The sequence below is a fragment of the Ignavibacteriota bacterium genome, assembly GCA_016713565.1.
GTDB lineage: Bacteria > Bacteroidota > Ignavibacteria > Ignavibacteriales > Melioribacteraceae.
In genome coordinates this window covers 356,674-383,419 of sequence record JADJOX010000008.1, presented here as the reverse complement: position 1 = coordinate 383,419, position 26,746 = coordinate 356,674, and the positions used below count along the sequence as shown (strand labels likewise).

At 32.2% G+C, this 26,746-nt stretch carries 21 protein-coding genes and 1 pseudogene; all 22 read right to left on the bottom strand.

What is annotated here, in order from left to right:
• Nucleotides 1–35 precede the first annotated feature (35 nt).
• The 22 genes and pseudogenes from rpsP to dnaE all read right to left on the bottom strand — a co-directional run bounded on the left by rpsP (nucleotide 36) and on the right by dnaE (nucleotide 26,743).
• On the bottom strand, nucleotides 36–503 hold the full coding sequence (rpsP, locus tag IPK06_16330; GenBank protein MBK7981536.1) for a 30S ribosomal protein S16: 468 nt from the start codon (nucleotides 501–503) through the stop codon (nucleotides 36–38).
• A 26-nt stretch (nucleotides 504–529) separates the two neighbouring features.
• A complete protein-coding gene (gene ffh, locus IPK06_16325; protein MBK7981535.1) occupies nucleotides 530–1,864 on the bottom strand; it encodes a signal recognition particle protein in 1,335 nt (444 codons plus the stop codon).
• 23 nt (nucleotides 1,865–1,887) lie between these two features.
• Nucleotides 1,888–2,763, bottom strand: coding sequence for an ATP synthase F1 subunit gamma (atpG, locus tag IPK06_16320; GenBank protein MBK7981534.1), 876 nt, complete (start codon nucleotides 2,761–2,763; stop codon nucleotides 1,888–1,890).
• A 6-nt stretch (nucleotides 2,764–2,769) separates the two neighbouring features.
• Nucleotides 2,770–4,323 (bottom strand): F0F1 ATP synthase subunit alpha, encoded by a 1,554-nt coding sequence (locus IPK06_16315; protein MBK7981533.1) that lies wholly within the window; start codon nucleotides 4,321–4,323, stop codon nucleotides 2,770–2,772.
• A 24-nt stretch (nucleotides 4,324–4,347) separates the two neighbouring features.
• The gene (gene atpH, locus IPK06_16310; protein ID MBK7981532.1) at nucleotides 4,348–4,902 is read right to left on the bottom strand and encodes an ATP synthase F1 subunit delta; all 555 of its coding nucleotides are present in this window, start codon (nucleotides 4,900–4,902) and stop codon (nucleotides 4,348–4,350) included.
• Between the two features lie 3 nt (nucleotides 4,903–4,905).
• Nucleotides 4,906–5,427, bottom strand: a complete 522-nt coding sequence (locus IPK06_16305; GenBank protein ID MBK7981531.1) for a F0F1 ATP synthase subunit B — start codon at nucleotides 5,425–5,427, stop codon at nucleotides 4,906–4,908.
• Nucleotides 5,428–5,482: 55 nt separating this feature from the next.
• A complete protein-coding gene (atpE, locus tag IPK06_16300; protein ID MBK7981530.1) occupies nucleotides 5,483–5,701 on the bottom strand; it encodes an ATP synthase F0 subunit C in 219 nt (72 codons plus the stop codon).
• Between the two features lie 27 nt (nucleotides 5,702–5,728).
• Nucleotides 5,729–6,577, bottom strand: coding sequence for a F0F1 ATP synthase subunit A (atpB, locus tag IPK06_16295; GenBank protein ID MBK7981529.1), 849 nt, complete (start codon nucleotides 6,575–6,577; stop codon nucleotides 5,729–5,731).
• A 376-nt stretch (nucleotides 6,578–6,953) separates the two neighbouring features.
• Entirely contained in the window at nucleotides 6,954–7,094 is a 141-nt protein-coding gene (locus IPK06_16290; GenBank protein MBK7981528.1) for an AtpZ/AtpI family protein, read from the bottom strand.
• Nucleotides 7,095–7,170: 76 nt separating this feature from the next.
• A complete protein-coding gene (locus IPK06_16285) occupies nucleotides 7,171–7,551 on the bottom strand; it encodes a polymer-forming cytoskeletal protein (protein ID MBK7981527.1) in 381 nt (126 codons plus the stop codon).
• Nucleotides 7,552–7,565: 14 nt separating this feature from the next.
• Nucleotides 7,566–8,399, bottom strand: a complete 834-nt coding sequence (locus IPK06_16280; protein MBK7981526.1) for a M23 family metallopeptidase — start codon at nucleotides 8,397–8,399, stop codon at nucleotides 7,566–7,568.
• A 75-nt stretch (nucleotides 8,400–8,474) separates the two neighbouring features.
• Entirely contained in the window at nucleotides 8,475–9,350 is an 876-nt protein-coding gene (locus IPK06_16275) for a lysophospholipid acyltransferase family protein (protein ID MBK7981525.1), read from the bottom strand.
• A gap of 5 nt (nucleotides 9,351–9,355) precedes the next feature.
• Entirely contained in the window at nucleotides 9,356–10,720 is a 1,365-nt protein-coding gene (locus IPK06_16270) for a GWxTD domain-containing protein (GenBank protein MBK7981524.1), read from the bottom strand.
• 31 nt (nucleotides 10,721–10,751) lie between these two features.
• Complete coding sequence (locus tag IPK06_16265; protein ID MBK7981523.1) at nucleotides 10,752–12,125, bottom strand: GWxTD domain-containing protein; 1,374 nt, start codon at nucleotides 12,123–12,125, stop codon at nucleotides 10,752–10,754.
• A 107-nt stretch (nucleotides 12,126–12,232) separates the two neighbouring features.
• Nucleotides 12,233–13,258, bottom strand: coding sequence for a PorV/PorQ family protein (locus tag IPK06_16260; GenBank protein ID MBK7981522.1), 1,026 nt, complete (start codon nucleotides 13,256–13,258; stop codon nucleotides 12,233–12,235).
• Between the two features lie 23 nt (nucleotides 13,259–13,281).
• Nucleotides 13,282–16,548, bottom strand: coding sequence for a T9SS type A sorting domain-containing protein (locus IPK06_16255; protein ID MBK7981521.1), 3,267 nt, complete (start codon nucleotides 16,546–16,548; stop codon nucleotides 13,282–13,284).
• Between the two features lie 41 nt (nucleotides 16,549–16,589).
• Nucleotides 16,590–19,598, bottom strand: coding sequence for a TonB-dependent receptor (locus tag IPK06_16250; GenBank protein MBK7981520.1), 3,009 nt, complete (start codon nucleotides 19,596–19,598; stop codon nucleotides 16,590–16,592).
• 249 nt (nucleotides 19,599–19,847) lie between these two features.
• Nucleotides 19,848–20,747: a hypothetical protein gene (locus IPK06_16245; GenBank protein MBK7981519.1), complete on the bottom strand. Its 900-nt coding sequence runs from the start codon at nucleotides 20,745–20,747 to the stop codon at nucleotides 19,848–19,850.
• Nucleotides 20,748–20,891: 144 nt separating this feature from the next.
• A complete protein-coding gene (trxA, locus tag IPK06_16240; GenBank protein MBK7981518.1) occupies nucleotides 20,892–21,209 on the bottom strand; it encodes a thioredoxin in 318 nt (105 codons plus the stop codon).
• 27 nt (nucleotides 21,210–21,236) lie between these two features.
• On the bottom strand, nucleotides 21,237–22,379 hold the full coding sequence (locus IPK06_16235) for an acyl-CoA dehydrogenase family protein (GenBank protein ID MBK7981517.1): 1,143 nt from the start codon (nucleotides 22,377–22,379) through the stop codon (nucleotides 21,237–21,239).
• 10 nt (nucleotides 22,380–22,389) lie between these two features.
• A complete protein-coding gene (locus IPK06_16230; GenBank protein ID MBK7981516.1) occupies nucleotides 22,390–23,214 on the bottom strand; it encodes an SDR family oxidoreductase in 825 nt (274 codons plus the stop codon).
• A gap of 80 nt (nucleotides 23,215–23,294) precedes the next feature.
• Nucleotides 23,295–26,743 (bottom strand): annotated as a pseudogene (gene dnaE, locus IPK06_16225) (DNA polymerase III subunit alpha).
• Between the last annotated feature and the right edge of the window lie 3 nt (nucleotides 26,744–26,746).

Sequence of the window (26,746 nt, the reverse complement as noted above, 5' to 3'; positions counted from 1 at the left end):
TTTCTAAATAAATTACATTGACGATTGATACTAAATTAAGAAACTTCCCCAGAAGCTGTATCCTTAACTTCCGTATTTTCAGATTCTTTCTCTTTCAATTCTTGTGCTAACTTTTTCTTATCAGCTTCAGCTTTTTCTTGTTTCTTTTTTTCAGCTTTAGCATTTTTATCTGCAAGAACAGAATTTTTCAAATTTTTCCAATCTTCAAACTTTGCATTAATTTCACTTTCGTTAAGACCTTGTTTTTTAAGATCTCTTTTGAGCAAAATTCCTTCTTTATTTAACAAAGTTTTTACCGTTATTGTTGGCTGTGCACCGCAGTTTAACCAATAAAGAACTCTTTCTTCATTCAGATCTACCGCAGCAGGATTACTTTTTGGATTATAAGATCCAACAGCTTCAATAATTTTTCCATCTCTTGGTGAACGAACATCAGCAGCTACAACTTTATAAATAGGTTGTCTTTTTTTGCCCATTCTTAATAATCTTAACTTTACTGCCAAATTAAATTATCCTCCGATATATTACATTAATTATATTTCAAATTATTTAAATTTCCAAGTAGTTTTTTTCCTCCCTTGGAATTAAATTGTTTCATCATTCTAAGCATTTCGTCATATTGCTTTATCAAACGATTAACATCTTGTATAGAATTTCCGCTACCTCTTGCAATTCTTTTCCTTCTACTGCCGTTTAAGATTTTAGGTTTTGCCCTTTCCTCTTTTGTCATTGATTGAATTATTGATTCAACTCTAACTAATTGCTTATCATCAATTTCGGCATTTTTTACCGCAGAGCTAACCCCAGGAATCATACTTATCAATGATTTTAAAGAACCCATTTTCTTAATCATCTTAATTTGCTTAAGAAAATCTTCAAAGTCAAATTTATTCGCAAGTAATTTTTTCTCTAAATCTTCGGCTTCTTTGTCATCAAACTGCTGTTGAGCTTTTTCAACAAGCGAAATTACATCGCCTCGGCCAATAATTCTTGAGGCTAACCTATCAGGATGAAAAACTTCTATTGAATCTAATTTCTCGCCTAAACTTACAAATTTTATAGGCTTTTCAACTACTGCTTTAATAGAAAGTGCGCATCCGCCTCTTGAATCTCCGTCTAATTTAGAAAGAACTACTCCGTCAAAATTCATTACATCATTAAATGCCTTTGCCGAGTTTACCGCATCCTGACCTGTCATTGAGTCTACAACAAATAAAATTTCCGTTGGATTTACTTTATTTTTAATTGCAAGAACTTCATCCATAAGTTCTTGGTCAACATGCAATCTTCCGGCTGTATCAATAATAATCGTATTTAAAGAATTTTCTTTGGCAAATTTAACAGATTCTTCTGCAATTTTCACAGCGTCTTTACTGCCGTCAATGCTAAATACAGGAACATTTATCTGCTTTCCTAGCATTTTCAATTGATCAATTGCCGCGGGTCTGTAAATATCTGCCGCGGTAAGCAGTACTTTTCTTTTTTTATCGGAAAGGTATTTTGCCAATTTTCCGCTAAAAGTTGTTTTACCGCTTCCCTGTAATCCAACCATTAAAACAACCGTTGGACCATTTGGGTTTAATTTCAGTTCTTGACTCGTAGAGCCCATCAGTTTTGTCAATTCATCATAAATAATTTTTGTGATGAGTTGACCAGGCGTAACTGAAACAAGAACTTCCTGACCTAAAGCTTTTTCTTTTACTTGTTCAATAAAATCTTTTGCGACTTTATAATTAACATCAGCATCTAAAAGAACACGTCTAATTTCCCTAAGGGTTTCGGAAATATTATTTTCGGTAATTCTTCCTTGCCCTGTAACTTTTTTTAAAGCTTTTTCAAATTTTAAAGTAATATCTTCAAGCATCTAAATTAGAACCTTAAAACAAGTTACGCGGATTTAAGTGCATTTGCACCTGAAACTATTTCTAAAATTTCTTTTGTAATAGAAGCCTGTCTTTCCTTGTTATATTTAATTTGCAATGTCCTTATCATTTCTTTAGCGTTTTCAGTTGCCATTTCCATGGCTGTCATTCTTGCGCCTAATTCAGCTGCGTATGAATCCAAAAGAACAGTCCACATTTGACCTTTTAAATGTCTTGGCAACAGTGAATCAACAATTTCTTTTTGATTCGGTTCATAAATATATTCAATATGTTTTATTCCGGAATCGGCAGAGTTTTCAATATTTTGAATTGGTAAAAATTGTTTTAAAGTAATCTTCTGTTGAATTACGGATTTAAATTCATTATAAATAATTAGAACTTTATCATAAGCTCCGCTTAAAAATTTTGCAGATAAATCATTTGCAAGAGTCGCGGCAAATTCAAATTCCAGTTTTGAAAATATACCTGGATATGCGCCAACAATTTTTACATTACTCTTTGTCTTAAAATAATCATAACCTTTTTTACCAACACAATATAAATCAACATTACCAAGATTTTTTAATTCATTATTAAGCGTGTCTTCAGTCAAGCGGATAGCATTCATATTAAAACCGCCGCATAATCCTCTATCTGAAGTTACAACTACAACCGCGCAAGATTTAACTTCTCTTTCTATGAATAAAGGATTATTATTGCCCAAACTTTTCAATAGATGACTCAATACTTCAGCCATTTTTCTTGAATATGGTTTGGCATTAATAATATTTTCTTGAGCTCTGCGCAACCTTGCAGCGGCAACCATTTTCATTGCTTTTGTAATTTGCTGAGTACTTTTAATACCGCTAATTCTTTGTTTAATATCTCTTAATGTTGCCATTTAAGATTATTCGCTTTTCTTAAATTTCGAAATAAAATCTGATACAATTTTCTTAATATTTTCAATTATTTCATCGTTTAATTGTTTTTTTACTCTAATGTCTTCAAACAATTTTTTATTATTTACTTCAATATATTCAAGCATTTCTTTTTCAAATCTTTTAACATCTTTAACACTTATGCTATCCATAAATCCATTTGTTGCGGCAAAAATACTAACCATTTGTTTTTCAACAGGAACCGGATTGTATTGACCTTGTTTTAAAAGTTCAACTAATCTTTCACCCTTTGCTAACGTTCTTTGTGTAGCTTGATCTAAATCTGAACCAAATTTGGCAAAAGCTTCTAATTCTCTATATTGTGCTAAATCTAATTTAAGAGTTCCGGCAACTTTTTTCATTGCTTTAATTTGAGCGTTTCCGCCAACTCTAGAAACGCTTATACCAACGTTAATTGCTGGACGAACACCGGCATTAAATAAGTTCGGTTCCAAATAAATTTGTCCGTCTGTAATAGAAATTACATTAGTTGGAATGTAAGCTGAAACGTCGCCTTGCTGTGTTTCGATAATAGGCAGCGCGGTTAAACTGCCGCCTCCGAGTTCTTCGCTCAATTTGGAAGCTCTTTCCAAAAGTCTTGAATGCAAATAGAAAATATCACCAGGATAGGCTTCACGTCCTGGAGGTCTTCTTAACAAAAGAGAAAGTTCTCTATACGCGACAGCCTGTTTAGAAAGATCATCATAAACAGCTAAAGCATGTTTTCCATTGTCTCTAAAATATTCTGCCAAAGTTGCGCCTGAATATGGAGCAATATACTGTAATGGTGCCGGATCAGAACTAGAAGCCGACACAACCGTTGTATAAGCCATTGCTCCCTGCTCTTCCAACTTTTTAACAACTTGTGCTACAGTAGAAGCTTTTTGACCAATTGCAACATATACACAATAGACTGGTTTTATTCCATTCGCTTTTGCTTCTTCTGTATGCGTATATTTTTGATTTATTATTGTATCAATGGCAACTGCGGTTTTACCGGTTTGTCTGTCGCCTATTATTAATTCACGCTGACCTCTGCCAATGGGAATCATTGCGTCAACAGCTGCAATTCCGGTTTGCAAAGGTTCTGTAACGGGATGCCTGGCAACAACACCTAAAGCTTTTCTTTCAATTGGAAGGTATTTATTAGACTGAATTGGTCCTTTACCGTCTATCGGAATACCAAGCGGGGTAATAACTCTACCTAAAAATTCTTCACCGACTTGTATAGAAGCAACACGTTTTGTTCTTTTTACTTCGTCACCTTCTTTAATAAGTGAGCTATCACCAAAAAGAACGCAACCTACGCTGTCTTCATCCAGATTTAATACCATTCCAATTATATCGTTAGGAAATTCAATTAGTTCACTCGCCATTACTTTTGAAAGTCCGTAAACTTGGGCAATTCCGTCACCAACAGATAAAACAGTTCCAACGTCATAAATATCAATTTCATTATCAAAACCGGATAATTGTTTTCTTAAAATTGCAGAAACTTCATCTGGTCTAACGTGAGCCATTATAATTACCTTTTAAAATTTTCAAAATTAATTACTTAAGTAACTTTGCTTTAACAATCGTTTCTTTAATAATTCCAATTGGTGCTGAATTGATGCATCAATAATTGAGTCATTGAATTTTGCTTTAAAACCTCCAATGATTGAATTATCAATTTCATACTCAGCAATAATATTTTTATTAAGCATTTCTTTCAATTTAGTTTCAATGTTAGTTTTTTGGTCAATACTTAACTCAATTGCGCTTATAATATTTACGTTTGCGTTATTCAGTTTTTCATCCGCTAAATTTAAAAACCTTTTCATAATATCCGTTAAAAGATTTTCTCTTTTTTTAACTACTAAAAATTTTAAGAAATCACTTAATTCTTTACTTATGTGCGAATTAAAAATTTCATTTAAGATTGTTATTTTCTTTTGTGAATTTATTGTTGGATTAACGAGTAAATTTCTCAATTCCTTTGAATTTGATAAAGTTTTACTTATAAATTTAACCTCTGCAATAATTTGCGGAAAAAGATTATTCTTTTCGGCAATACCCATAAAGGCATTAGCATATCTTGTTGAAATTACAAATTCACTCATTTATTAATTCTTCGATAAATCTTTAATAAATTCACTCACAATTTTTTCTTGTTTATCTTTATCTAAGTTTGCTCTTAGAATTTTTTCTGCAGCTTGTACTGCTATTGAAGCAACTTCATCTTTAAGAGTATTGAAAGCTTCAGCATTTTTTCTTTCAATTTCCAATGAAGCGTTTTCAATCATTTTCTTTGCTTCGTTTTTACTTTCCTCAACTATTTGGGATTTCAAACTTTCGGCATATTCTCTGCCTTGCGCAATTATCTTCTGAGCTTCATCTTCGGCTTTTGCTAAATTCTGCTTATTTTGTTCAAGAAGCGCTTCCGCTTCTTTTTTCGCAGTTTCAGCTTTTTCAACCGATTGTTTAATAAAATTTTCTCTTTCATTAAGCGAGGTCAATATTGGTTTCCAAGCCATCTTTTTCAGTACTAACAGCAATAAAATAAATGTTACAGCTGTCCAAACAATTAAGCCTGGATTAACATCTAAAAGACTGCCGGAACTTTCACCGCCTGAAAAAAGTAACATAATGAAAGCGGAAAATGTAGTCATAATAATTTTCCTATTTAATTAAATATATAAACTATTTAAGAGCTAAAAGAATACAGATTACAAGTGCAAATAGCGAAATACCTTCAATAAGAGCAGCAGCAATAATCATTGAAGTTCTAATATCTCCGGCAGCTTCTGGCTGACGACCACTTGCTTCCATTGCTGATGCAGCTAATTTTCCAATTCCTAAAGCACCGCCAAAAATTGTTAATCCGGCACCCAAACCAGCAGCTAAATAAGCAAATTCCATTTATATCCTCCTAATGTTAAATAATTATTAATGTTCTTGATGAACTGCCATACCTATAAACAGTGATGACAACATTGTAAATATATATGCTTGAATCAATGCAACTAAAATTTCAAGTAAATAAATAAATAAAGCAAATGCGACCGAAACCGGCGCAACAAAATAAGTGTGTAAAATAAATATAAGTCCGAGCAAAGCCATAATAACAATATGCCCGGCTGTCATATTTGCAAATAACCTGATTGCTAAGGCAAATGGTTTTGTAAATAAACCAAGTATTTCAACAACAAACATTATTGGTAACAGCCAAGTAGGAACGCCATGCGGAATTAACCCTTTAAAGTAACCGAACATTCCATTCTTGATCATTCCACCAGCCTGAATAACAATGAAAGAAATTATTGCCAGCGTAGCCGTAACCGAAATATTACTTGTTGCTGTTGAACCATAAGGAAGCAATCCTAAAAAATTACATACAAGAATAAAAAAGAATACAGTCAATAAATATGGTAAAAACCTTTCGTAACCCTTTCCAATTGTTGGTTTGGCAATTTCATCTCTTACAAAAAGAACCATTATTTCCATAACATTAGTGAGTCCTTTTGGCAATAATGATTTTTTATATGATTTAGCGACCAGTCTGAAAATCAAAACCAAAATTGCGAAAGCGATCCACATAAAAACAATATGCTTAGTAATTGAAATATCAAGACCAAACAAATGAATTTGAGGTAATGGAATAGAAAAAAACGGTTCAAAATCCAGTGTTCTGCTATCCATTATATGATGCATTATCCAACCGGTACCGCCTTCACTATGTGCATTCGCCGTCGTTTTCAAACTATCAGCAATGTTATTAATCTCTTCGGAATACATCAAGATTTACTATTTTCTTTATATTTAATGTAAAAAAACACTTCTAGTATCAATGAAATAAAGTAAAATAAAAAGAATATAAATATAAATGCATATTTATCAATATTCAAGAATTTTATTATTATTAGAAATACGACCAATAGTCCCATTAGTCTAATTCCCAAACCACCAAAATTATAAATTAAAAATGATGTACTGCCTTTTTTATATGAAATTTGAAATAATTTTACTGCGACAAATGCATTAAGTAAATTCAATCCGGCAGCCAAAAGTGATGAAGTAAAAAACAAAAGTGAAATAATATTAAGGAATAATAGTATTACTAAAATTATTAAGCTTATTGTATACAAAAAAAGAATTTGCTTATAAAACTGTTTCACTTTTTCTTTTTATTTAATTCAAGAGTAGCTTTAATTACATTATAAATTCCGGCAAATCCGCCCAGTAATGTGAAAATTATTGTAAGAACAGGGTAAATTTGAATTTTATCATCTAACCATTTTCCTAAAAAGAACATTAGAATTATTGAAGCTGCCAATTGAGTTCCTAATCCTAAATATGGACCTATTTCTTTATATGAATTTATTAACTTTTTATTTTGTTCCACTTTCAGAAAATAAATTATTTGACGTATTGTTTGTCATTGAACTTTTTCCATCAAATTTAGCGCCTTCAATAACAACTAAAATTTTTGTTATAATATCCCCTTTAATTACACTTGATGCTTCAAGAGTAAGTTTTTCTTCAATTTTAAGTACACCCTCAACTTTACCGCTAACAGTCATGTTTTTAGCTGAAACTTGTCCCTTTATTTCAGCAGATTGTCCAAGAGTAAGATTTCCTTTTACATTTACATCACCGTTAATTTTACCATCAATTCTAACATTACCATTACTTGATATTTTACCTTCAATATTAACACCGTCACTTAAAATACTTACATCTTCAGAATAACCATTTTCTTTTTTTGACATTTTTATTAATCCTATCATTTGATGAAAAATTCTTTTGGATTTACCGGTTTGCCTAATTTCCATATTTCAAAGTGAAGATGCGGACCGGTTGTGTTTTTTCCAGTATTTCCGCTTAAGCCTATCAGCTCACCTTGATTTACAAAATCTCTTTCTTTTTTTAATATTGTCGAACAATGTTTATAAATTGTTATATAACCGTTTTCATGCTGAATTATTATTTTATTACCGTCGTCAAGTGTAAAATCGGCAAAAATTACTAATCCACCCGAAGATGCATAAATTGAAGTGCCTGATGATACGGCAAAGTCAATTCCAAAATGTCCTTCTTCAGGATTGAAATCATTTATTATTATTCCCGAACTCGGTTTTATAAAAATACTTTTCTCTGCATCTTGAAAAAAAGTTATTTTATTTATAAAAGAATTTATAATAAACAATAAACTCCCGCCGTAAGGAAGGTTTTTATTAGGTTCATATTTAAGACTATCATAAATCGCATCTGTAGTATCAATTGAATCCGAGGTTGCGAGTAAATATGCGTATTTCAGTTTTTTATTTGTAGATGCTATCGATTCCAACTCTTTGGTAAGAATAATTACTTTTTTTTCCAGCTCAATTGTTTTTTTAGCTTGAGTTTTCATCTGACTATTTTCATAATAAAAAAGTGAATTTTTTAATGGAGTTAGGTAAAGAATTATTACGGTAAAAAAGACAATTAAAAAAGTATACGCCAATAAATAAAGCAATAATTCCGTTATTCTAAATTTATATCTTACTGTTTCATTGCTGAAAATATTCGGCGTAATATAAATGCTTGTCTTTAATAATTCTTTGAAGTTTATTTTCATATTATTGAATTTTTGTATATGTAAATATAGTAATAAAATGAAAATAAAATATTTGCGTCTTTATAAATGTTTAATTCAATATTTCCAAATGTTATGCATCCATAACCACTGATCGGGATATTTTCTAATTATTTCTTCTAATTGCTCCATAAAATATTGATTAAAATAAAATATCTTTTCTTCCTTTGTTTTAAGACTTTCGTCCATTTTAAATTCTGTTAAAATCAAATCGAATTGACCATTTTGTTTTCTTACAATGAAAACAAAAATTACCGGACAATTAGTTTTAACAGCTATAGTTGCCGTTCCGCTGAAAACAGAAGTTTTTCTGCCAAAAAAATTTACTTTCATTGCATCTCTTGGTCCACGCTGATCGCCAACAATTCCAACAATTTCACCTTTTTTTATAGCGGAATAAATTTCTCTAACATTGGTTCCTAAAGTAATTTGTTTGTTCCCAAATTTTTCTCGTATACTTTTCATCCAGTCGCGTACATATGGATTTTTTTGATTTTTAATTAATACATTTACTTTGCTTTCAAGAATAAGTCCGCCGACCAATGCGCCAAGCTCCCAATTACCAACATGACCTGTAAGGAAAATTATTCCTTGCTTATTTTCAGTAATTTTTTTCAGGTCATTTAAATTTTCTTCGGTAAATAAGGAGAGTAATTCATTTTTGCCGAATTTTTCTAAATGGAAAATTTCTAAAAACGTTTGGGCAACATTTATATAATTTTTGAATGCTAATTTTTTAATTTCATTTTTACTGAGATGCGGAAAAGCAATTGAAAGATTTTTAATCACTACTTGTTTACGAATTGGAATAAGATAGAAAAAAATAATCGCAAAAAATTTGGCGGAATGCTTAGCATTTTTAAATCCAAAAACGCCTAATAGTTTTCCCAAAATAATAAAAAAGTAGAATTCTAATTTATATTTATCTGGCATAATTATTAATTTGCGCTAATTCTGTTAAGCCAATTCGGGTCTTGAATTTCACCGCGTTTTGTAGAATGGATTAGTTCGTAATTTCCATAACCGCTAAAATCTCCAAAAATAAAAATTACTCCGCCTTCAATATCATTGTAAGCCCAAATTTCGTATGGCTTGGTATCCGTTTCATTGGGAAATCTATCAATTTCATCGGGCTCACCGTATAAAATATAAACTCTTCCTCTATCAGTTTTAAATCCGGATGTTGAAAGAAATTTATATTTAGAATTGGAAATTTCTACTCTTGATAGATATATTTTCTTAAACTCATTTGATTGTGTTTCCGGCGATTCATCTCTTTTTTTCCAAAAATTAAAGAGAAATTCTCTCTTTTTATCTATTGAATCTAATTTTTTATATTCGTCAATTTCAAATTTTTCAGCTATAAATTTTGATTTTTCAAAAAGATCATCACATTCTTCCAATTCCATCACACCAAATTCTGAGTTGATGTAATTAGGATTTTTGTTCGAATTTTTTGCAACTGCAATACCGGGATTAACAAAATAAAATTTCTTGCTGGATGTTGTGGACTGTTTAGATTTGCTATCAATTAATTTTATGACAAAAGTGTAAGTATCAGTTGGAAATTTTTTTAGACTTACAATCCCAACTTCAACTATAGAAGTTTTATTTGCCTGAACCTCTTTTGAATTTTCATAAACTAAATTATTTTTGCTGTCGTATAACTTTCTTTCAAGAATTACTTTTGCAGCAGAAATATTTTGTAGATTGTAAATTTCTGAATAATAAAAAAGTACTGGTGATTTATCAGAATAAACTATTGAAGGATTTGGAAAAACCTCAAGTGTGTTTTTATAGAATATAGAATTCTTATTAGCGTTTTCATTTATAATTCTTGTGGCTAACTCAATATCGCTAATCGCAAAATTTCTTCTGGAAAAAGGTATTATAATTATGTTTTCTGTAAATTCTTTTCTTGCATTCTGATTAAGTATATCTTCAATGCTTATATCAATTGAATAAGAACCGGTTTTCAGATTGAATCCAACAACACCAAGTAGCGACTTCCCATTTTTATAATCGGCCGTATCTTTCATTGGCTGTGTTAATTTCCAATCTTTATTTACAACCAATTCGTCAGTTGTACTGTTTTGAATTTGAATCGTCATTTTTGCTTTTATTACTGTTTGTCCGTCTTCTTTAATTGTTTTAAAGTCAGCTGGATAAAAAGCGTAATAAATTTCCAAATAATTGTTAGTTGAATCATATTGGAATTGAGCAAAGTCAAAATCAAATTTTACATTGCTTTGACAAAAAAAAGAATTAAGAAAAAGAAAAAAAACAAGAATAGTTTTTTTCATAGTTAATAATGTTAGTAATATTTAATAATTTTTATTGATTTGTATCATAAATTGAAATTCTGTCTCCCCATGATTCATTTCGAATTTCTCCAATTTTAGTTGAGTGAAGCAGTTCTAGATCAGAAATTCCCATAGTGTCGCCAAAAATAAATTGAACACCGCCTTCAATAGTGTCATAATACCAAATCTCGTAAGGCTTAATTGTCGATTCATTTTCAAATTTATCTATTCTGTCGGGCTGTCCGTATAATAAAATTACTCTTCCTCTATCCGTCTTATAACCATCTTTAAATTTATTACCAAAATTTGAATTGGCAAAGTCCAATCTTTCAAAGTACTTTATTTTATATTCATTGGAAACTGTATTTTGATCACTGTCTCTCTTTCTCCAGAAATCTGAAAGAAATTTTCGTTTTGCCTCTAACTGAGTAAGATTTTCGTATAAATCGATTTCTGGTTTTGCCGCAATAAATCTTGATACATCAAAAGTATAATCACATTCTTCTTCATCCATTAAATCAAACTCATTTCCGCCTAAATTAGCAATTGCATTATTTTCTTCTTCTTTTACATTTGGATTAAAAACATAAAATTTCTTAGAACTATTTGCCAATAATTTATTTTGTGAATCAACAATGTTTATAGAAAGAGTATAAGTTCCGGAGGAAAATTTTGATATTTTAATAAATCCGGCTTTTACTAGAGCATTATTGCTAAAATTTAAATTTTCTTCATCACTGAATTTAATCGTTTCATTTTTATAAATAACTCTTTTTAACTTAAGGTTTGATGGCAATGGATTTAGATTGTTGTAAACTTCAAGATAGTAAAACATTACCGGAGAATTTACACCATAAATTCCTTGAGGATTTGGTATTGTTTCAAGGCTATTTTTAAAATAAATAGAATTTGGGTTTGCATCTTCTCTAATAATATTTGAACATAACTGAATATCGCTGATTTGAATTTTATTTACAGACGTAAAATCAATTTTTTCACTTATTGATTTAGAATTATTTTTATTGTAGTTGTCGATAACTTCAATTTTAAAATCATATTTACCGAAAGGAACTTTATAACTTAACATTCCCACTAAATCTTCCGATTGAAATTTTAACGAAGCAGTATCGGCTTTGGTTTTCATATTATAATTTTCGTTTATTACTTTTTCATTTTGATCATTTACCAATAAAATTTTAATCCCCGCAGAAATAAAATTTCCCGAATCGGTTTTTGAAACTGAAAAAGTCTTTTGCGCTATAGAATAGTAAATTTCAAAATAAGAATTATTTTCATCATATTTAAATTTCGCGTAATCAAACTCAAATCCAATATTTTTTTGTCCGAATAAAAGCGCAGAATATAAAAAGATAATTGTAAGAAATAAGTAAATTTTGATTTTCATAACCCCTCATCCAAAGAAATAAAAAAGTCAATTTAAAATAAAAATTCCTGAGTCTAAGTAAATAGACCCAGGAAAATTAATTATAATTGACTAAACTAAAAGTGCAATTATTCAATACCTAATGATAAAGAAATTAGGTGTGTGTCGTCAAAGAACTCTGTTGGTAAATAAGCGTAATCAATTTTAACACCAACACCGCTTAAATTATAATTGATACCAAATCCGGCACTGAATTTATAAAGAGTTTCAGTTGATTCGAATTCGGTTGTATAACTATAACCGCCTCTAAAGAAAAGCAAATTGTCATAGCTATATTCTGCACCAACTTTGTATTGATCGGTATAGAAATTATGATTAACAAAAGTACCAACAAAGTTAAGATGGTTTTCTGCATCAATTGCAACATCATAACCTAAGCCGATATCTAAAGTTGTTGGCAATGAGAAAGAAGCCGCATCTATTTTGTAGAATTGTTCTCCTCTTGATTGATCATCATTTGTAGCATTTATCCACAAACCTGAACCGTCATATTTCATATCACTTCCGATATTTTTAAGAATAACGGCCATATCAAAACCATTAATTCCACCAAGATCAGAATAAGTAACGCCAAAGTCAAAACCCAAACCTGAAGCACTTACAAGATCAATGGTTTCATTAACATAGTTTATGTTTAAACCGACTGATACTCTGTCGCTTAACATTTTAGAATATGATAATCCTAAAGTTGTATATTGCGGAGCAAAAGTCTGTCCGGTTCCATCTGGATTGTCAACAGTTGTTTTAAGAATATCACCTATACTGAGTGATTTAATACTGAAAGCTATACTTCCAAAATCCTGAAAATTTACGCCAACTGCACCAAATTCAACGCCAATATCTGCGATATATGTCATATGTGAAACCATAACATCAACAGAATTTGTTGAACGAGCAATATTAGCAGGATTCCAGAAAATAGCATCAACGCCAATTGAATTTGTTAAATTAGCACTACCCATTGCAACGCCGCGTCCGCCAACCGGGATAAGCAGTTCAGTAGCACCCGCAGTCCCAATTCTATCAGATTGACCAAACAGCATGCCAGTAGCAACGAGCATTAGAATCATTAAAATTAAATTTATTTTCTTCATTTTTTTCTCCTTTAAATTAAACACTAAAATCTGTCAAGAATTTGTGTTTCCTGGATTATTGCTACTTTTACTATTTTGGTTTTGCCCAAGCCTGGCATATCAATGTATGCAATATAAACGCCGCTTGCAACTGGTAATCCGTTATCATTTTGAAGATTCCATCTTGCAAATTGTGTTGCATCATCTTTTTCAATTGTGCTTACCAACTGTCCGCCCATGTTAAACAACCTAATTGTAGCTTTTGCAGGTAAATGATTAAAGGTTACATATCTTTGATATTTGTTAATTTCATTTGGATTAACTCCATAATATGGATTTGGGAAAACGTTAATTTTCTTAACATCTTCTTTAGCTTGTGCAGCATCAGTACTAAAATCTGGAGCAGTAAAAGTAAATTTATCATTAGCAGTTACTGGTTTTGATGTAATAATTCTAACTGTTGTACCTGCCGGAGGAGGTGTACCGTCTTGTGCGTAATCACAAACAGTCATTCTTCCCCATGGATATACAAATCCACCGTAGAAATTAGCATTGTAATCGCCAGCTGCAGGATCAGTATCAAATTGATAATCATAAATTGCCCCTGCACCACCGGATTGCGTACATGAATTTGCAAATTGATCATAACCAACAGAACCAGGAGTTGCATCTTTAGGATCCATCCAATAAATCCAATCAGATTCTGCGTATCCAAAATATGGATCTGTTCCGGTTGCATAACCCCAGAATGGTTTTGTTGAATCGTTTTCAACAATAAATGGAATCATTCTTATATCATCAGAAGGATCATTAACTGTAGCAACGCCAATATCCCAAAGTTCAAATGGAACTGTACAAATTTTATCATCTGTAAAAGCATAAATACCAAAACCACCGGCTTCTGTAAATCTTAATTCAAAATCTCTTGGTGAGGCATAAGTAACCCAACGATATAATCTATCTAATCCGCCGGTTCCACCGCCTGCACTAATATAATAATCATTAGTAGAATTAAGACTATGCCAAACTTTATTTCCGCCATATGGTGCACCACCGGCGTCAGTTTTAACTGGAGATACTCCACCATAAGCAACTTCAACCAATGCGTTTCCGGCGCCTTTTATTTCTGCGCTTGCACTTTGAGGAGCTACTTGCAAACCTTCAGCAATTAAATAGGTATTTTGAACACCGCTTAAATTTGTTTGATTTGCTAATACTGTTGCTCCACTAGTAACATTTACCAAATTCCAACTAATAGTACCAGCTTCGTCTTCAGCGAAATCAACTCTATAGTTATCACCAGTTACAGCTTTTGGATCAACAACTTTTACATTTACCACACCGTCACTAACACCGGTTGAATGTGCAACTTGAATTGCATCCTCAACTTCTGATTCCGCTGATTCTCCTGGTTTTAATGTTTGAGGAATAATTTCTTTTACTATTACAGGGCTTTCCAAATAATTAGGAACAACACCAAGATCTTCATTAACGCAATAAGCAGTTACTGCATAATAATATGGCGTACCATTATTAAGAGGTGTGTTTCCTTTAAATAGATCTTCCTTTAATGTAATATATCTCTTTATTCCCGAATCACTACCAAATTTTAATACTTTATCCAACACAACACCGCCACTTACATCAAACTGTGGACCGATAACTTTTCCTATACCATCAACTAAATCATAAGTTGCAACAATTTTTGCATCTTCAAATTGAGCATTCGCAGATGGGTATTGATAAACAACGTAACCTTGGAATTTATATCCTAAAGCGTCATAATTTTCAATTGCCTGTCTTGTTGCTGCGTCTTGATCCCAAATAAGTACTACTTCTTCATCCATTTCGCTAACTGTTACAACAGGAGCTTTGGGTGATTCTGGAACTTTAAAGAAATTGTCATAAGCTGATTGAGCTTCAAGATCATAGAATTTTAATAATTGAACTGCACCTAACCTATCTACAGATCCGAATGCGCCAGCTACTAATTCAGCAACAACTATTTCTTGAGTATCACCAGGAGCCATTGTAAAAGGACCTGAAACCATTCCCTGTCTTCTGTCGCCAGGTGAATGTAAAAGTCCATCAACCCAACCTTGACCTGTAACAGGATCCCCTGACAAGGTGAATTTTGTATCTTCACCAGTTGTTGGATCCACGAAAGGTTGTCCGGTACCAGAAATTAATCCTCTAAACAAGTTATGAAATTGCAATGTACCATTAACATAATCACCTAAATCTGGATCAGCATAAATAGGGTCACTATTTATAAAGAAGTAATGAGCTGACATAGGTAAATTTTTATAACCTGTTTTAACTTTATTGTTAAAAATTGCTTCATCGGTAGGTTCACCAGGAACTATAGGTCCTTGGAAAAAGTCGAACCCAGTAGCGGGAGGTGTTTTTCCATAAACACCATCATCAGCATCACCATTGTAGGTAAACATCAATGATTTTTCAACATCGCAACCTGAATAATCGTCGCCAGCATCACCAAGATCAACGTCAGACCACATAGAAACATACATATCTTCAAATGTATCTGCACTTTTGTTAATTATAACATACTTTCTAAAAAAAGTATTTCCTAATGCGCTTGAACTTTTGTATGACCAAAATGTTGCTTGCATTTCAATACCCATAGGATCTGAGCCATATAAACTTTGACATGTTGCTGAATCTAAGTCATTTGCAACATACCAAATGGTTTGATTTGCGCCTGGGAAACCAGGTTTGTCAACATCGGCATTAAATTGTCCATTTCCATCAACATCTTCGTATGGCGCACCGTAAGCAACCGGCCATTCATTCCAATCTTTTTCATATTGGGCCTTAACCTCAGCTTCAGTTCCTTCACCGTCATTTACTTCTGAACTAAAGTCTACATTTGGATCATTCCAATCAGGTCTAACTCTATAAATACGAACATGAGATGCGTTTTCATCTTCTCTTTGTCCATTGGGAAGAATAGCGCCTGGAATTAATCCTTGCGAATATGTTGAACCGCCTACTCTTTTTTCACCGTTAACATCAGCACCCCAAACAAATCCTGATTCAAATACTGCACCTTTATTACTTCCTTTTGGAAATATCAAACCAGAGTTACCATTAGGGTCTATATCTGAATTTCCGTTATTGTAAATCCATGTTGATATATTATTTATATTCAATCTGGTTCTAGAAGGTGTACCGCTAATTTTATTTAGCTTACCCCCTCCATGATTTACATCTCCTTCTGCTTCTATTTGAACTGTACTTAGTACAATTGCCAAGAATAAAAAGAGAAATTTAATTTTTGTATAAGTCATATATTTAACTCCTATTTCTTTAATTTCTCAATAAAAATTGACTAATATTCTAATCTAATGCCGAATAAAACTTGTCTTGCATCTGAATAGAAACCATTGTAATCAATTTCTAATGCATTATAAATTTTGCCGTAAACAGCACCATAGGTTTCTAATAGTTTGCCACCAAGATCAGGATCAGCTATGTAACCATCGTCATTTGCAGCACCGGTTCTTATGTAAACTTGATCTACATTTCTATTATCAAATAAATTGATTACACGAATGTATACATTAGCAAATAATTGATCAAAAATTTGGAATGATTTATCAATTTTTAAATCAACATTAAATGTAGAAGGAGTTAAAGATGAATTTAATGGCTCCAACGGTTGTCTAAATCTTGCATCGTCTTCAATATTAGCACCACCAAAACCTCTTGTAAAAGGATGACCACTGCTGAAAGATGCTAACACAGATACACCCAATTGTTCAAGTACTGCAGGACCATCATCAATACCAAAACGGTAATCCAAGAATAAATTGCCTTTGAATGGTCTATCATAAGTTAAAGGAGCAACATAATTTGGTCTATAAATCGTAACACCATCAAGAGGCGCACCAACTATACCCGCATTGCTATTTGGATTAGTACCGGTACCTTCAGCATCTTGGAAAGATAATGAAGCAGATCCGCTCAACCTTTGATATCTTCTCATTGTTAATTGAAGTTCAACACCTTTTGTTGTAGCAAAATCACCATTTGTCTTTATATTGTAACCTTCGTAAGCTGAACTTTGATCAGTTTGTTGTAAATCAAAATAAACTTGACCTTTAATATCATCATAGAATCCAGTAATATCAAATGCCATAAAATCAGTCAATTGTTGTCTGAAACCGAATTCATAGTGTGTTTTTCTTATTGGTCTTAAATTTTGACCAGTAGGATCTGAGAAGAAGAAACTTTGACCCATTTCATAAGCTAAACTATGATAACCTAAATATGCTTCGCTTAAAGCTGGCTGTTGAACATATTTACCAAAACCAGCATGAAATACTGTTCTGTCTGTTACAGGGAAAGAAACACTTAATCTAGGGCTTAACGAGCTAAATGTTGGAACTTCTTTAAATCCTGTCATATCTAATTTACCACTGTTCCAAACTGATGACAAACCTAATTCAGGCATGCTTGGATCAACTAGTTGTAGATTATCCATATCAAAATAGTCATATCTTAAACCTAGATTTAAAATAATGTCGTCGAATTCAACTTTATCTTGAATATAGAAACCAACTTCAACCGGTTTATGAGGAGCGTAAAATCCTTCAGCATCCGTTTTATTTCCATAAATATCATAGCCGTAATTATTAACACCAGAGTTATATAATATTTTTGCTTTCTCAGAATTAATTTGTTCTAAAGTTGGGTTATCACCATATTGTTCAAGGTTATTTGCAAGTGTTCTTGCATAACCATTTTGAGTGGTTCTTGTACTCCAATTTCTAAGAGTATATTGTTTAAACTCACCACCAATTTTTACGTTATGATGCTTTGATGGAAGATAAGTAAGATCAAATCTTCCAGTTAATCCTAATTGTTCAAATTTAGATGTATTAGCTGCTAGAGCCCCATCAGCATCAAAATTATAACCATAAATTGAATAATCAGTCGGTTCCAAGTAACGAGTATCAGCTGGAGTTAAATTATTTTGGTTAACCCATGTATCAATTTCTCTAGCTTTTCTAACCCAAACATTTCCAGCTTGAGCATTTGCAACGCTATCTCCGTATGCCCAAAAATCTGTTGATAAGAATGGATCAGATACTTCACCTTTGTTTAGTGAAAGTCCGCCAGTTAATTCATAAAATAAATTTCCGCTAACTACATGTTTCAACTTTAAACTAAAACTTCCGTTTGCCCAATTATTAGTTGAAACTCTGCTGTTAAGAACATCAAATACTCCGTCACCACCAACATCATTCCAACCGTCGGTATATGTTCCAGTTAATCTAATTAAGAATGGATTAAAATCCATAGTAACTGTACCGGAATGTGTATAAGCTTCTCTTAATTGATTTTGTTTTATACCTTGTGGGTAAAACAAGTTTATAGTATCATTATAAATAGCTTTTGAAGAAAGACCATCGCCAATATTTCCAAATTCTAATCCAGGGTATCCTTTTTTAGCTTGGCTTCTATCAAATTTATAATCTAAATTGTAGAAAAATTTAATTTGATTTTCTACAACAGGACCGCTTAATGAAAAACTAGTTTCATTATTTCCATACCAGTATGATCCTAGTCTTTGAGATTGATCCCTAAAATTATCTTTTGAACTGAAACCAACATTGTCAGTAATATATTCAACACTGGCATGAAAATCATTTGTTCCTGATTTTAATTGAGAACGAATAATACCGGCATTTGAACCACCGAAATCAGCGGTAAAGCCACCGGTTTCAACTTGTAATTCTTCAACCGCATCATTTGATAAAGTTACTGCTCTTCCGCCATCTTCAGGGTCGGCAATGTTAATTCCTTCAAGATAATAACCAACTTCATCAGGTCGGCTACCGCGAATATGAATGTTTCCGCCATCAACTACAACGCCAGCTTGTAAACCAATAATATTTGTAACTCCCCTAACTGGTAAATTTGAAATGTCTTCACCAGATACACTGCGAATTGAGCTGGTAGCGTCTTTTGTTATAAGCGGTTTTTGTGCAACAATTGTAACTGTTCCAACAGAAATTTCTTCTGCAGGTAATTGAAAATCTACTTCCGTAGTTAAATCTAAACTTACTCTCACATTTGTAATTGTAATACTTTGATATCCTAAATAACTGGCTTTAACTGTGTATTGACCAGCATCAAGGTTCATTATTACATAGTCCCCGTTAACATCAGTTGCAGCACCAAAGCTGGAACCTACAACAACAACGTTAGCGCCAACTAATGCTTCACCTGTTGATAAATCTGTTACTTTACCTTTAATTCTACCGTCTCCGGCAAATACTTGAAGTGGAACTAAGGCAAAGAGTAATAAAACGTAAATAATTTTACGACTCATATTTTTCTCCTAAATTAGTTTTTTATAAAGCGTTTGTACAATTAAAATGCTTAACAACTATTCATCAAGACCTCCGTCTTTAGGTGTGTTACTATTATTAAATAATTCAGCAATATTGAATATTAAAAAATTCTGCAAAAAATAACAAATTTTAATTTGCTATTTTAAATTTATAATTAGTCTTATTTACAAAAAAAACAAGTTAATTTATCAGTTTCAATTCACAAAATTAGTAGCATTTTTATTTATTTACTTAAAAATATAAATTCCCTTAAAATGTGTTCCAACATATTTGTTACCATTTTTATCTATTTTAACTCTATAAACCAAATTATCTTCCAAAAAAGAATTTGTTTTGTCAAATACTTTCCATTCATTTCCGCTTATTCTAATTAGTCCTGAACCAAATGAACCAACCCAAATTGAACCATCTATATCTTCAGCTAATGAATAAACAACATTTGAAGGTAACGCCGAATTTTCTCTCGTAAAAAGATTTGTCTTATTTTTTTTTATCTTACCAACTCCGCCGTGTTTATAACCAACCCAAACGGTTGAATCATTATCAACTATAACAGAATAAACACTCACGGACGGCAGGCCTAAATTTTCTGCGTAGTTAAACCAATTATTATTGTTGTCAAATTTTAACAGTCCTTTTAATGTTCCTACCCATTTATTATTGCTTTTATCAATGAAAACAGACGGAACTTTATAAGTTGGAATGGGTGAATTTTTATCGTTATATTCTGTCCAATTTTCATTATCAAATTTAATAAGTCCGCTGCCTGATGTGCCAAACCATTTGTTATTTTCTTTATCAATAGATATTGAATAAATCCAGTTATGTTTAATTCCCGAATTATCAACGTTATAAACAATTATTTGACTATCAGACAAGTCCATTTTTGCGGCACCGCCTCCAAATGTTCCTATCCAAAGAAAATTTGATGAATCTAAAGCCAAAGTGTAAACATTATTATGAGGTAAGTTTGAATTATTTATGTTAAAATTAGTAAATTCATTTCCATCAAACCTAATTAACCCTGCATCGGATGAGCCGAACCAAACTATGTTTTTTTTATCAAATTCTATTGTCTGGATTGTATTGGAAAAAATTGGAGAATTGCTTTGATTAAAGTTTTTCACTTCAAAGTCTTGAGAGAATATTACTAAATTGTAAACAAACAATATAAAAAAAAGTAACTTTAAGATAAAAAAGCTCTCCTAATAAATTTAAAACTTGGATAGAAGTAATTTAATTATCCAAGTTTCAATATTTTTTGAATTTTATTATAGCGCTTTTATTTTATCTAAAAATACTGCTTTTGGAACAGCGCCTATAATAGTGTCTTTAACTTTTCCATCTTTTAATAACAAAACCGTAGGTATGCTTCTAACTCCGTATTTTATTGCGGTTTGCTGATTAACGTCAACGTCTAATTTACCCACTTTTAATTTTCCATTAAATTCATCGGCAAGTTCTTCAATAATTGGAGCAATCATTCTGCAAGGACCGCACCATGCAGCCCAAAAATCAATCAAAACAGGTAATTCAGAATTTATGGCTTCATTTTCAAAATTATCATCAGTAAATGTTATTGGTTTCATTAAAATTTTCTCCTTTATTTTATATGCTTACATTGTTCCTTTTTTCTTTAAAATATCTCTGGCTATAATTGTTTTTTGAATTTCATTTGTGCCTTCAAAAATCCTATTTATTCTGGAATCTCTATAGAATCTTTCAATCGGCAATTCTCTCGAGTATCCCATACCGCCATGAATCTGCACAGCTCTGTCAGCAATTTCGTCTAAGGATTCTGAACAATATAATTTTACCATTGCTGATTGGCGCGAAATGTTCTTTCCTTTATCATATTCAACTGCTGTTCTATAAACAATAGATTCCATATTATAAATCATTGTTGCCATTTCAGCTAAATAAAATTGAATTGCTTGAAAATGGCTTATCGGTTCATCAAACTGTTCTCTTTCCTGAGCATATTGAGCAGACATTTCCAATAATTCTTTAGCGGCTCCTAAACAAGCGGCACCCAAACCAAGTCTGCCTGCATCAAGCGTTTTCATTGCTAAAAGAAACCCTCTGCCATCAGTTCCGATTAAATTTTCTTCAGGAATTTTTACATTATCAAATGTGATTGCATTTGTTGTACTGCCTTTAATTCCCATTTTCTTTTCAGGGGGACCTGCAAAAAATCCTTGCGAATTAGTTTCAACAATAAATGCGCTTATTCCTTTTGGGGTTCTAGCAAAAACAGAAACGATATCCGCAATTCCTCCGTTTGTAATCCATAATTTTTCGCCATTTAAAATCCAATTGTCATCAATTTTTTCTGCTTTTGTTTTTAAATTAAATGAGTCTGATCCTGCTTGTGCTTCTGTTAAACAAAATGCAGCTATTTTTTCTCCATTTGCCAAAGGAGTTAGATATTTCTTTTTTTGATTTTCATTTCCGCCGAGATAAATAACATTAGCACCAATTGATTGATGCGCACCAATTGTTGTTGCGGTCGACATACAGCCTCTAGCAATTTCTTCTTGTGCAATGCAGTAACCAACTTCACCAAATCCGCCTCCGCCGTACTCTTCGGGAAATGAAATTCCCAATATTCCAATCTCACCTAATTTATTTAATAATTCTTTTGGAATTTTACCTTCTTCGTCAATTTTTGAAGAAATTGGTTTAATTTCTTTATTAGTAAAATCCCTTACCATTTCACGCAGCATTTGCTGGTCTTCAGAAAAACCGAATTCGAACATAAATTTCTCCCTATTTAACAGGTTTACAAATAATTTCTCCTGTATAGCTTACATTGTATTCTCCGCCGTCAACACCAATAACGTTGCCGGTTATCCAATCTGCTTCAGGATTACATAACATTACAATTGCTTTAGCAACTTCTTCGGGAACAGTGAGTTTTCCCATAGGGTTTTTTTCCCTTGCAGCTTTAATCATCAATTCATTACCAGGAATTTTTCTTAAAGCAGGTGTATCAGTTACTCCTGCCATAATTGCATTTGCGGTTATTCGCATTGAGCCTAATTCAACTGAAAGCTGACGAATATGCGCTTCTAATGCTGCTTTTGCGGCAGATACAGCCCCATAAGTCGGTATTACTTGTTGCGAACCGGCACTTGTTAAAGCGAATATTCTGGCACCTTTTGCAAGTAAATCTCTATGAACCAAACCCTGGGTCCAATAAACTAAAGTATGCGCCATTACATCAAGTGTCATTTCCATTTGCGATTTGGAAATACAATCATTAGGAGATTTAGTTATAAACGGTTTTAAAGCTCCAAAGGCTAATGAATGGATAAGTACGTTAATTAATGGATGTTCTTTTGTGGCAAATCTTTCTTTTATTTCATCAAGGGTATCGTTTCTTTTCAATTGATCGGCAGCATTCATATTATAAAATACAGCTTGATGACCGGTTTTTTCTATTTTTTTAATTATTAGATCAACTTTATGCATTGTACTTTGACGATCTAAATGAATTCCAAAAATATTATAACCGTTCTTAGCTAATTCGATTGCAGATGCACCGCCAAACCCGCTTGATGCACCTAAAATTAATGCCCATTTTTGTGTCATGTTTTCCTTTGTTTGTATATTTGTTTGTAAAAATTAAATAAATAAAAAAGCTAAATCAATAATTGATAATTTAATAACTTTTACATAGTTTGAAGAGCAACTGAATCCTCGCCAAGAAATTCATATAATTTTTGTATTAATTTTTCGTTTACAGATACTTTATTTTGAATAATATATCTTTTAGAAGAACCATTAATTTTTACATAAACCCAAACAGGAATTTTGCCGTCATTTTTATCAAAGATTGCTTTTATTTTTTTTACGGTATCAGGCGTGTGTTTTTCTTCATCGAATAAAATTCCGATGCTTTTTGTAAATTTTTGTGCAACTTTATCCAGTGAAATTGCGTCATCGGCGTGAAGTTTTACTGCGTCTCCACTGCTCTCTAATTTACCAATCACCATAATCGTTGACTCGGGAACTATTAAACTGCCAAGTTCACTATAAGCTTTGCCGAACATTATACATTCGCATGAACCGGAAAAATCATCTAAAGTAAAAAATGCCATATTTTTTCCGGACTTATCCATTCTTGTCCTAATTGAGGTAACAACTCCGCATGCTCTTACACTATCTAAAAAATTATATGTATCTGGATCACCTAATTTTATGGTTGAAAAGGAATTATATTCAATTTCATATTTTCTAAGCGGATGATCGGATAAATAAAATCCTAAAGCTTCACGTTCCTTAGCAAGCGCATATTTTTGATCCCATTCTTCAACATCGGGTAGTATTGGTTCTGTAAAATCCACCGCTTCTATATCACCAAACAAACTTTCTTTTTGATTTTCCATTGCCGATTGAACTTTATTACCAAAAGAAAGCGCGCTTTCAATTGCAGCAAAATTTTTGGCTCTTCCTCCATCAACAGAATCAAAAGCGCCGGCAAGCACTAATCCTTCCAAAGCTCTTTTATTTACAATTCTTGTATCAACATTGGATGTAAAATCATATATACTTTTGAAATTTCTATTTAAATTTTTATGCGAATCTTCTATAGCTTTAACGGCATTAACCCCAACATTTTTAATTGCGGACATGCCAAAAACTATTTTTCCTTTATCAACATTAAATTTAACCGAAGGTCTATTTATATCCGGAACCATGACAGGAATTTTTAATTTTCTGCAATCTTCAAGTAATAACGTAACTTTATCCGGATTTCCAAATTCGTTTGTAAGGTTTGCTGCCAAAAACTCAGGTGTAAAATTAGCCTTTAAATAGGCGGTCTGATAGGCAACAACAGAATAAGCAACTGCATGACTTTTGTTAAATCCATAATTTGCGAATTTATCAATTACAACAAATATTTCTTCTGCAATTTTTTGCGGAATTTCGCTTCTTACGGCTCCATCAACAAATTTACTTTTTTGTCTCTGCATTTCATCTAAATCTTTTTACCCATTGCTCTTCTTAAGATATCGGCTTCGGCAAGTGTCATTCCCGCAATTTTATTTGCAATTTGAATAACTTGTTCTTGGTAAACAATAATTCCATAAGTTTCACTTAAAATTTCTTCCAAAGATGAGTGTAAATACTCAATTGGTTTTTTGCCATGCTTTCTATCAATAAAATCCGGAATAAAATCCATTGGACCCGGACGGTATAAAGCATTCATTGCAGAAAGATCTTTTATTGAAGTCGGTTTTAAATTCTTTAAATGTTCTTTCATTGGAGCAGATTCAAATTGGAACACTCCGGTAGTCTGCCCATTCCAAAAAAGTTTATACGTTTTCTCATCATCTATTGGAATTGAATCTATATCTATATCAATATTTTGGGTTAACTTAATTAAATCAATTGTGTCGCGAATTATTGTCAAAGTCCGCAAACCTAAAAAATCCATTTTTAGAATTCCGGCTGAATCCAATTCCTTCATGTTATACTGAGTTACAAGATCGCCGTTTGCTCCTGCAGAAGCTAAGGGAACCAAATCACTTACTTCACCTGGAGTTATAACAACGCCGGCAGCGTGTTTGCTGGCGTTTCTATTCATACCTTCTAAAATTCTTGCGTACTTAAATAAGTTTTGAATATTTTCATCGTCGGAATCTTTTACCCATTTCAATTCAGGAACTTCATCCAATGCTTGATCTATTGTAAAAACTCTTCCAAATTTTGAAGGGATCCACTTAGTAATATTATTTACGGTTGGTATAGGAATATTTAAAACTCTAGCAACATCTCTTAAAACCGCTTTCGATGATAATCTATTAAATGTTATAATTTGACTAACGGAATTTTCACCATATTTTTCTTTTACATACTCAATAACTTCACCGCGCTGATCATCTGCAAAATCAATATCAATATCGGGCATTGATTTTCTTGAAGGATTTAAGAATCTTTCAAACAATAAATCATATTCAAGCGGATTTACATTTGTAATTCCCAATGAATAAGCAACCAAGCTCCCGGCGGCACTTCCTCTTCCCGGGCCGACAGGAATTCCCTTATTTTTTGCGGCATTAATAAAATCTTGAGTAATTAAAAAATATCCGGAATAACCCATGGTTTTAATAATTTCAACTTCATATTTGAATCTGTCTTCAATAGTTGTATTTAATTTATCAAATCTTTTGTGAAGTCCTTCTCTGGCAAGGATTTCGAAATACTCATCTAAATTTTTTGCGTTTGAGTTATCTGGAATTGGAAATATTGGGTAATGAAATTTTTCAAAATCCAGACTAACGTTAATTTTTTCTTCAACCGCCAATGTATTTTCAATTGCTCCTTTGTATGAAGAAAATAATTTTTTCATTTGCTCTGATGACTTAAAATAAATTTCATCTGTTCTATATCTTAATTCTTTATAATCTTTAGTTCCGGTTTTATCTGATAGCAATAGTAAAATATTATGGGCAATTGCGTGTTCTTTTTCAATGTAATGAATGTCATTTGTCGCAATCATAGGAATTCCAAGTTCTTTGGAAAGTTTTGGAATTCCTTCCAATACAGCTTTATCCTCTTCCTGCCCATGATCTTGTAATTCAAGATAAAAATCATCGCCAAAAATTTCATGCAGGATTATTGAATTTTCCTTAGCTTTTTGATAATCACCGTTGAGCAAATGACTGGCAACAGGTCCGGCCAAACATGCTGAAGTACAAATTAATCCTTCTGATCTTTCACGCAGCAAATCCAAATCGATTCGTGGTTTATAATAAAATCCTTCAGTAAAACCCAACGTAGAAAGTTTAATTAAATTTTTATATCCAACCTCATTTTTTGCAATAAGTACAAGATGATTATATTGTTTTGATTTTTTCCTTAAATTCGTGCTTTCGTTTTTTTCAAAACGTGTTCCTTCAAAATTGATGTAAGCTTCAACACCGATTATTGGTTTGATATGCGCTTTCTTTGCTTTTTTATAGAATTCGGAAATGCCGTACATAACACCGTGATCGGTTAATGCTATCGCGTGCATATTATTTTTTTGCGTTGCGGTAATTAACGAATCAATTGTGCATGCAGCATCCTGCAAGCTGTAATGAGAATGGTTATGTAAATGTACAAAATCACACATAAT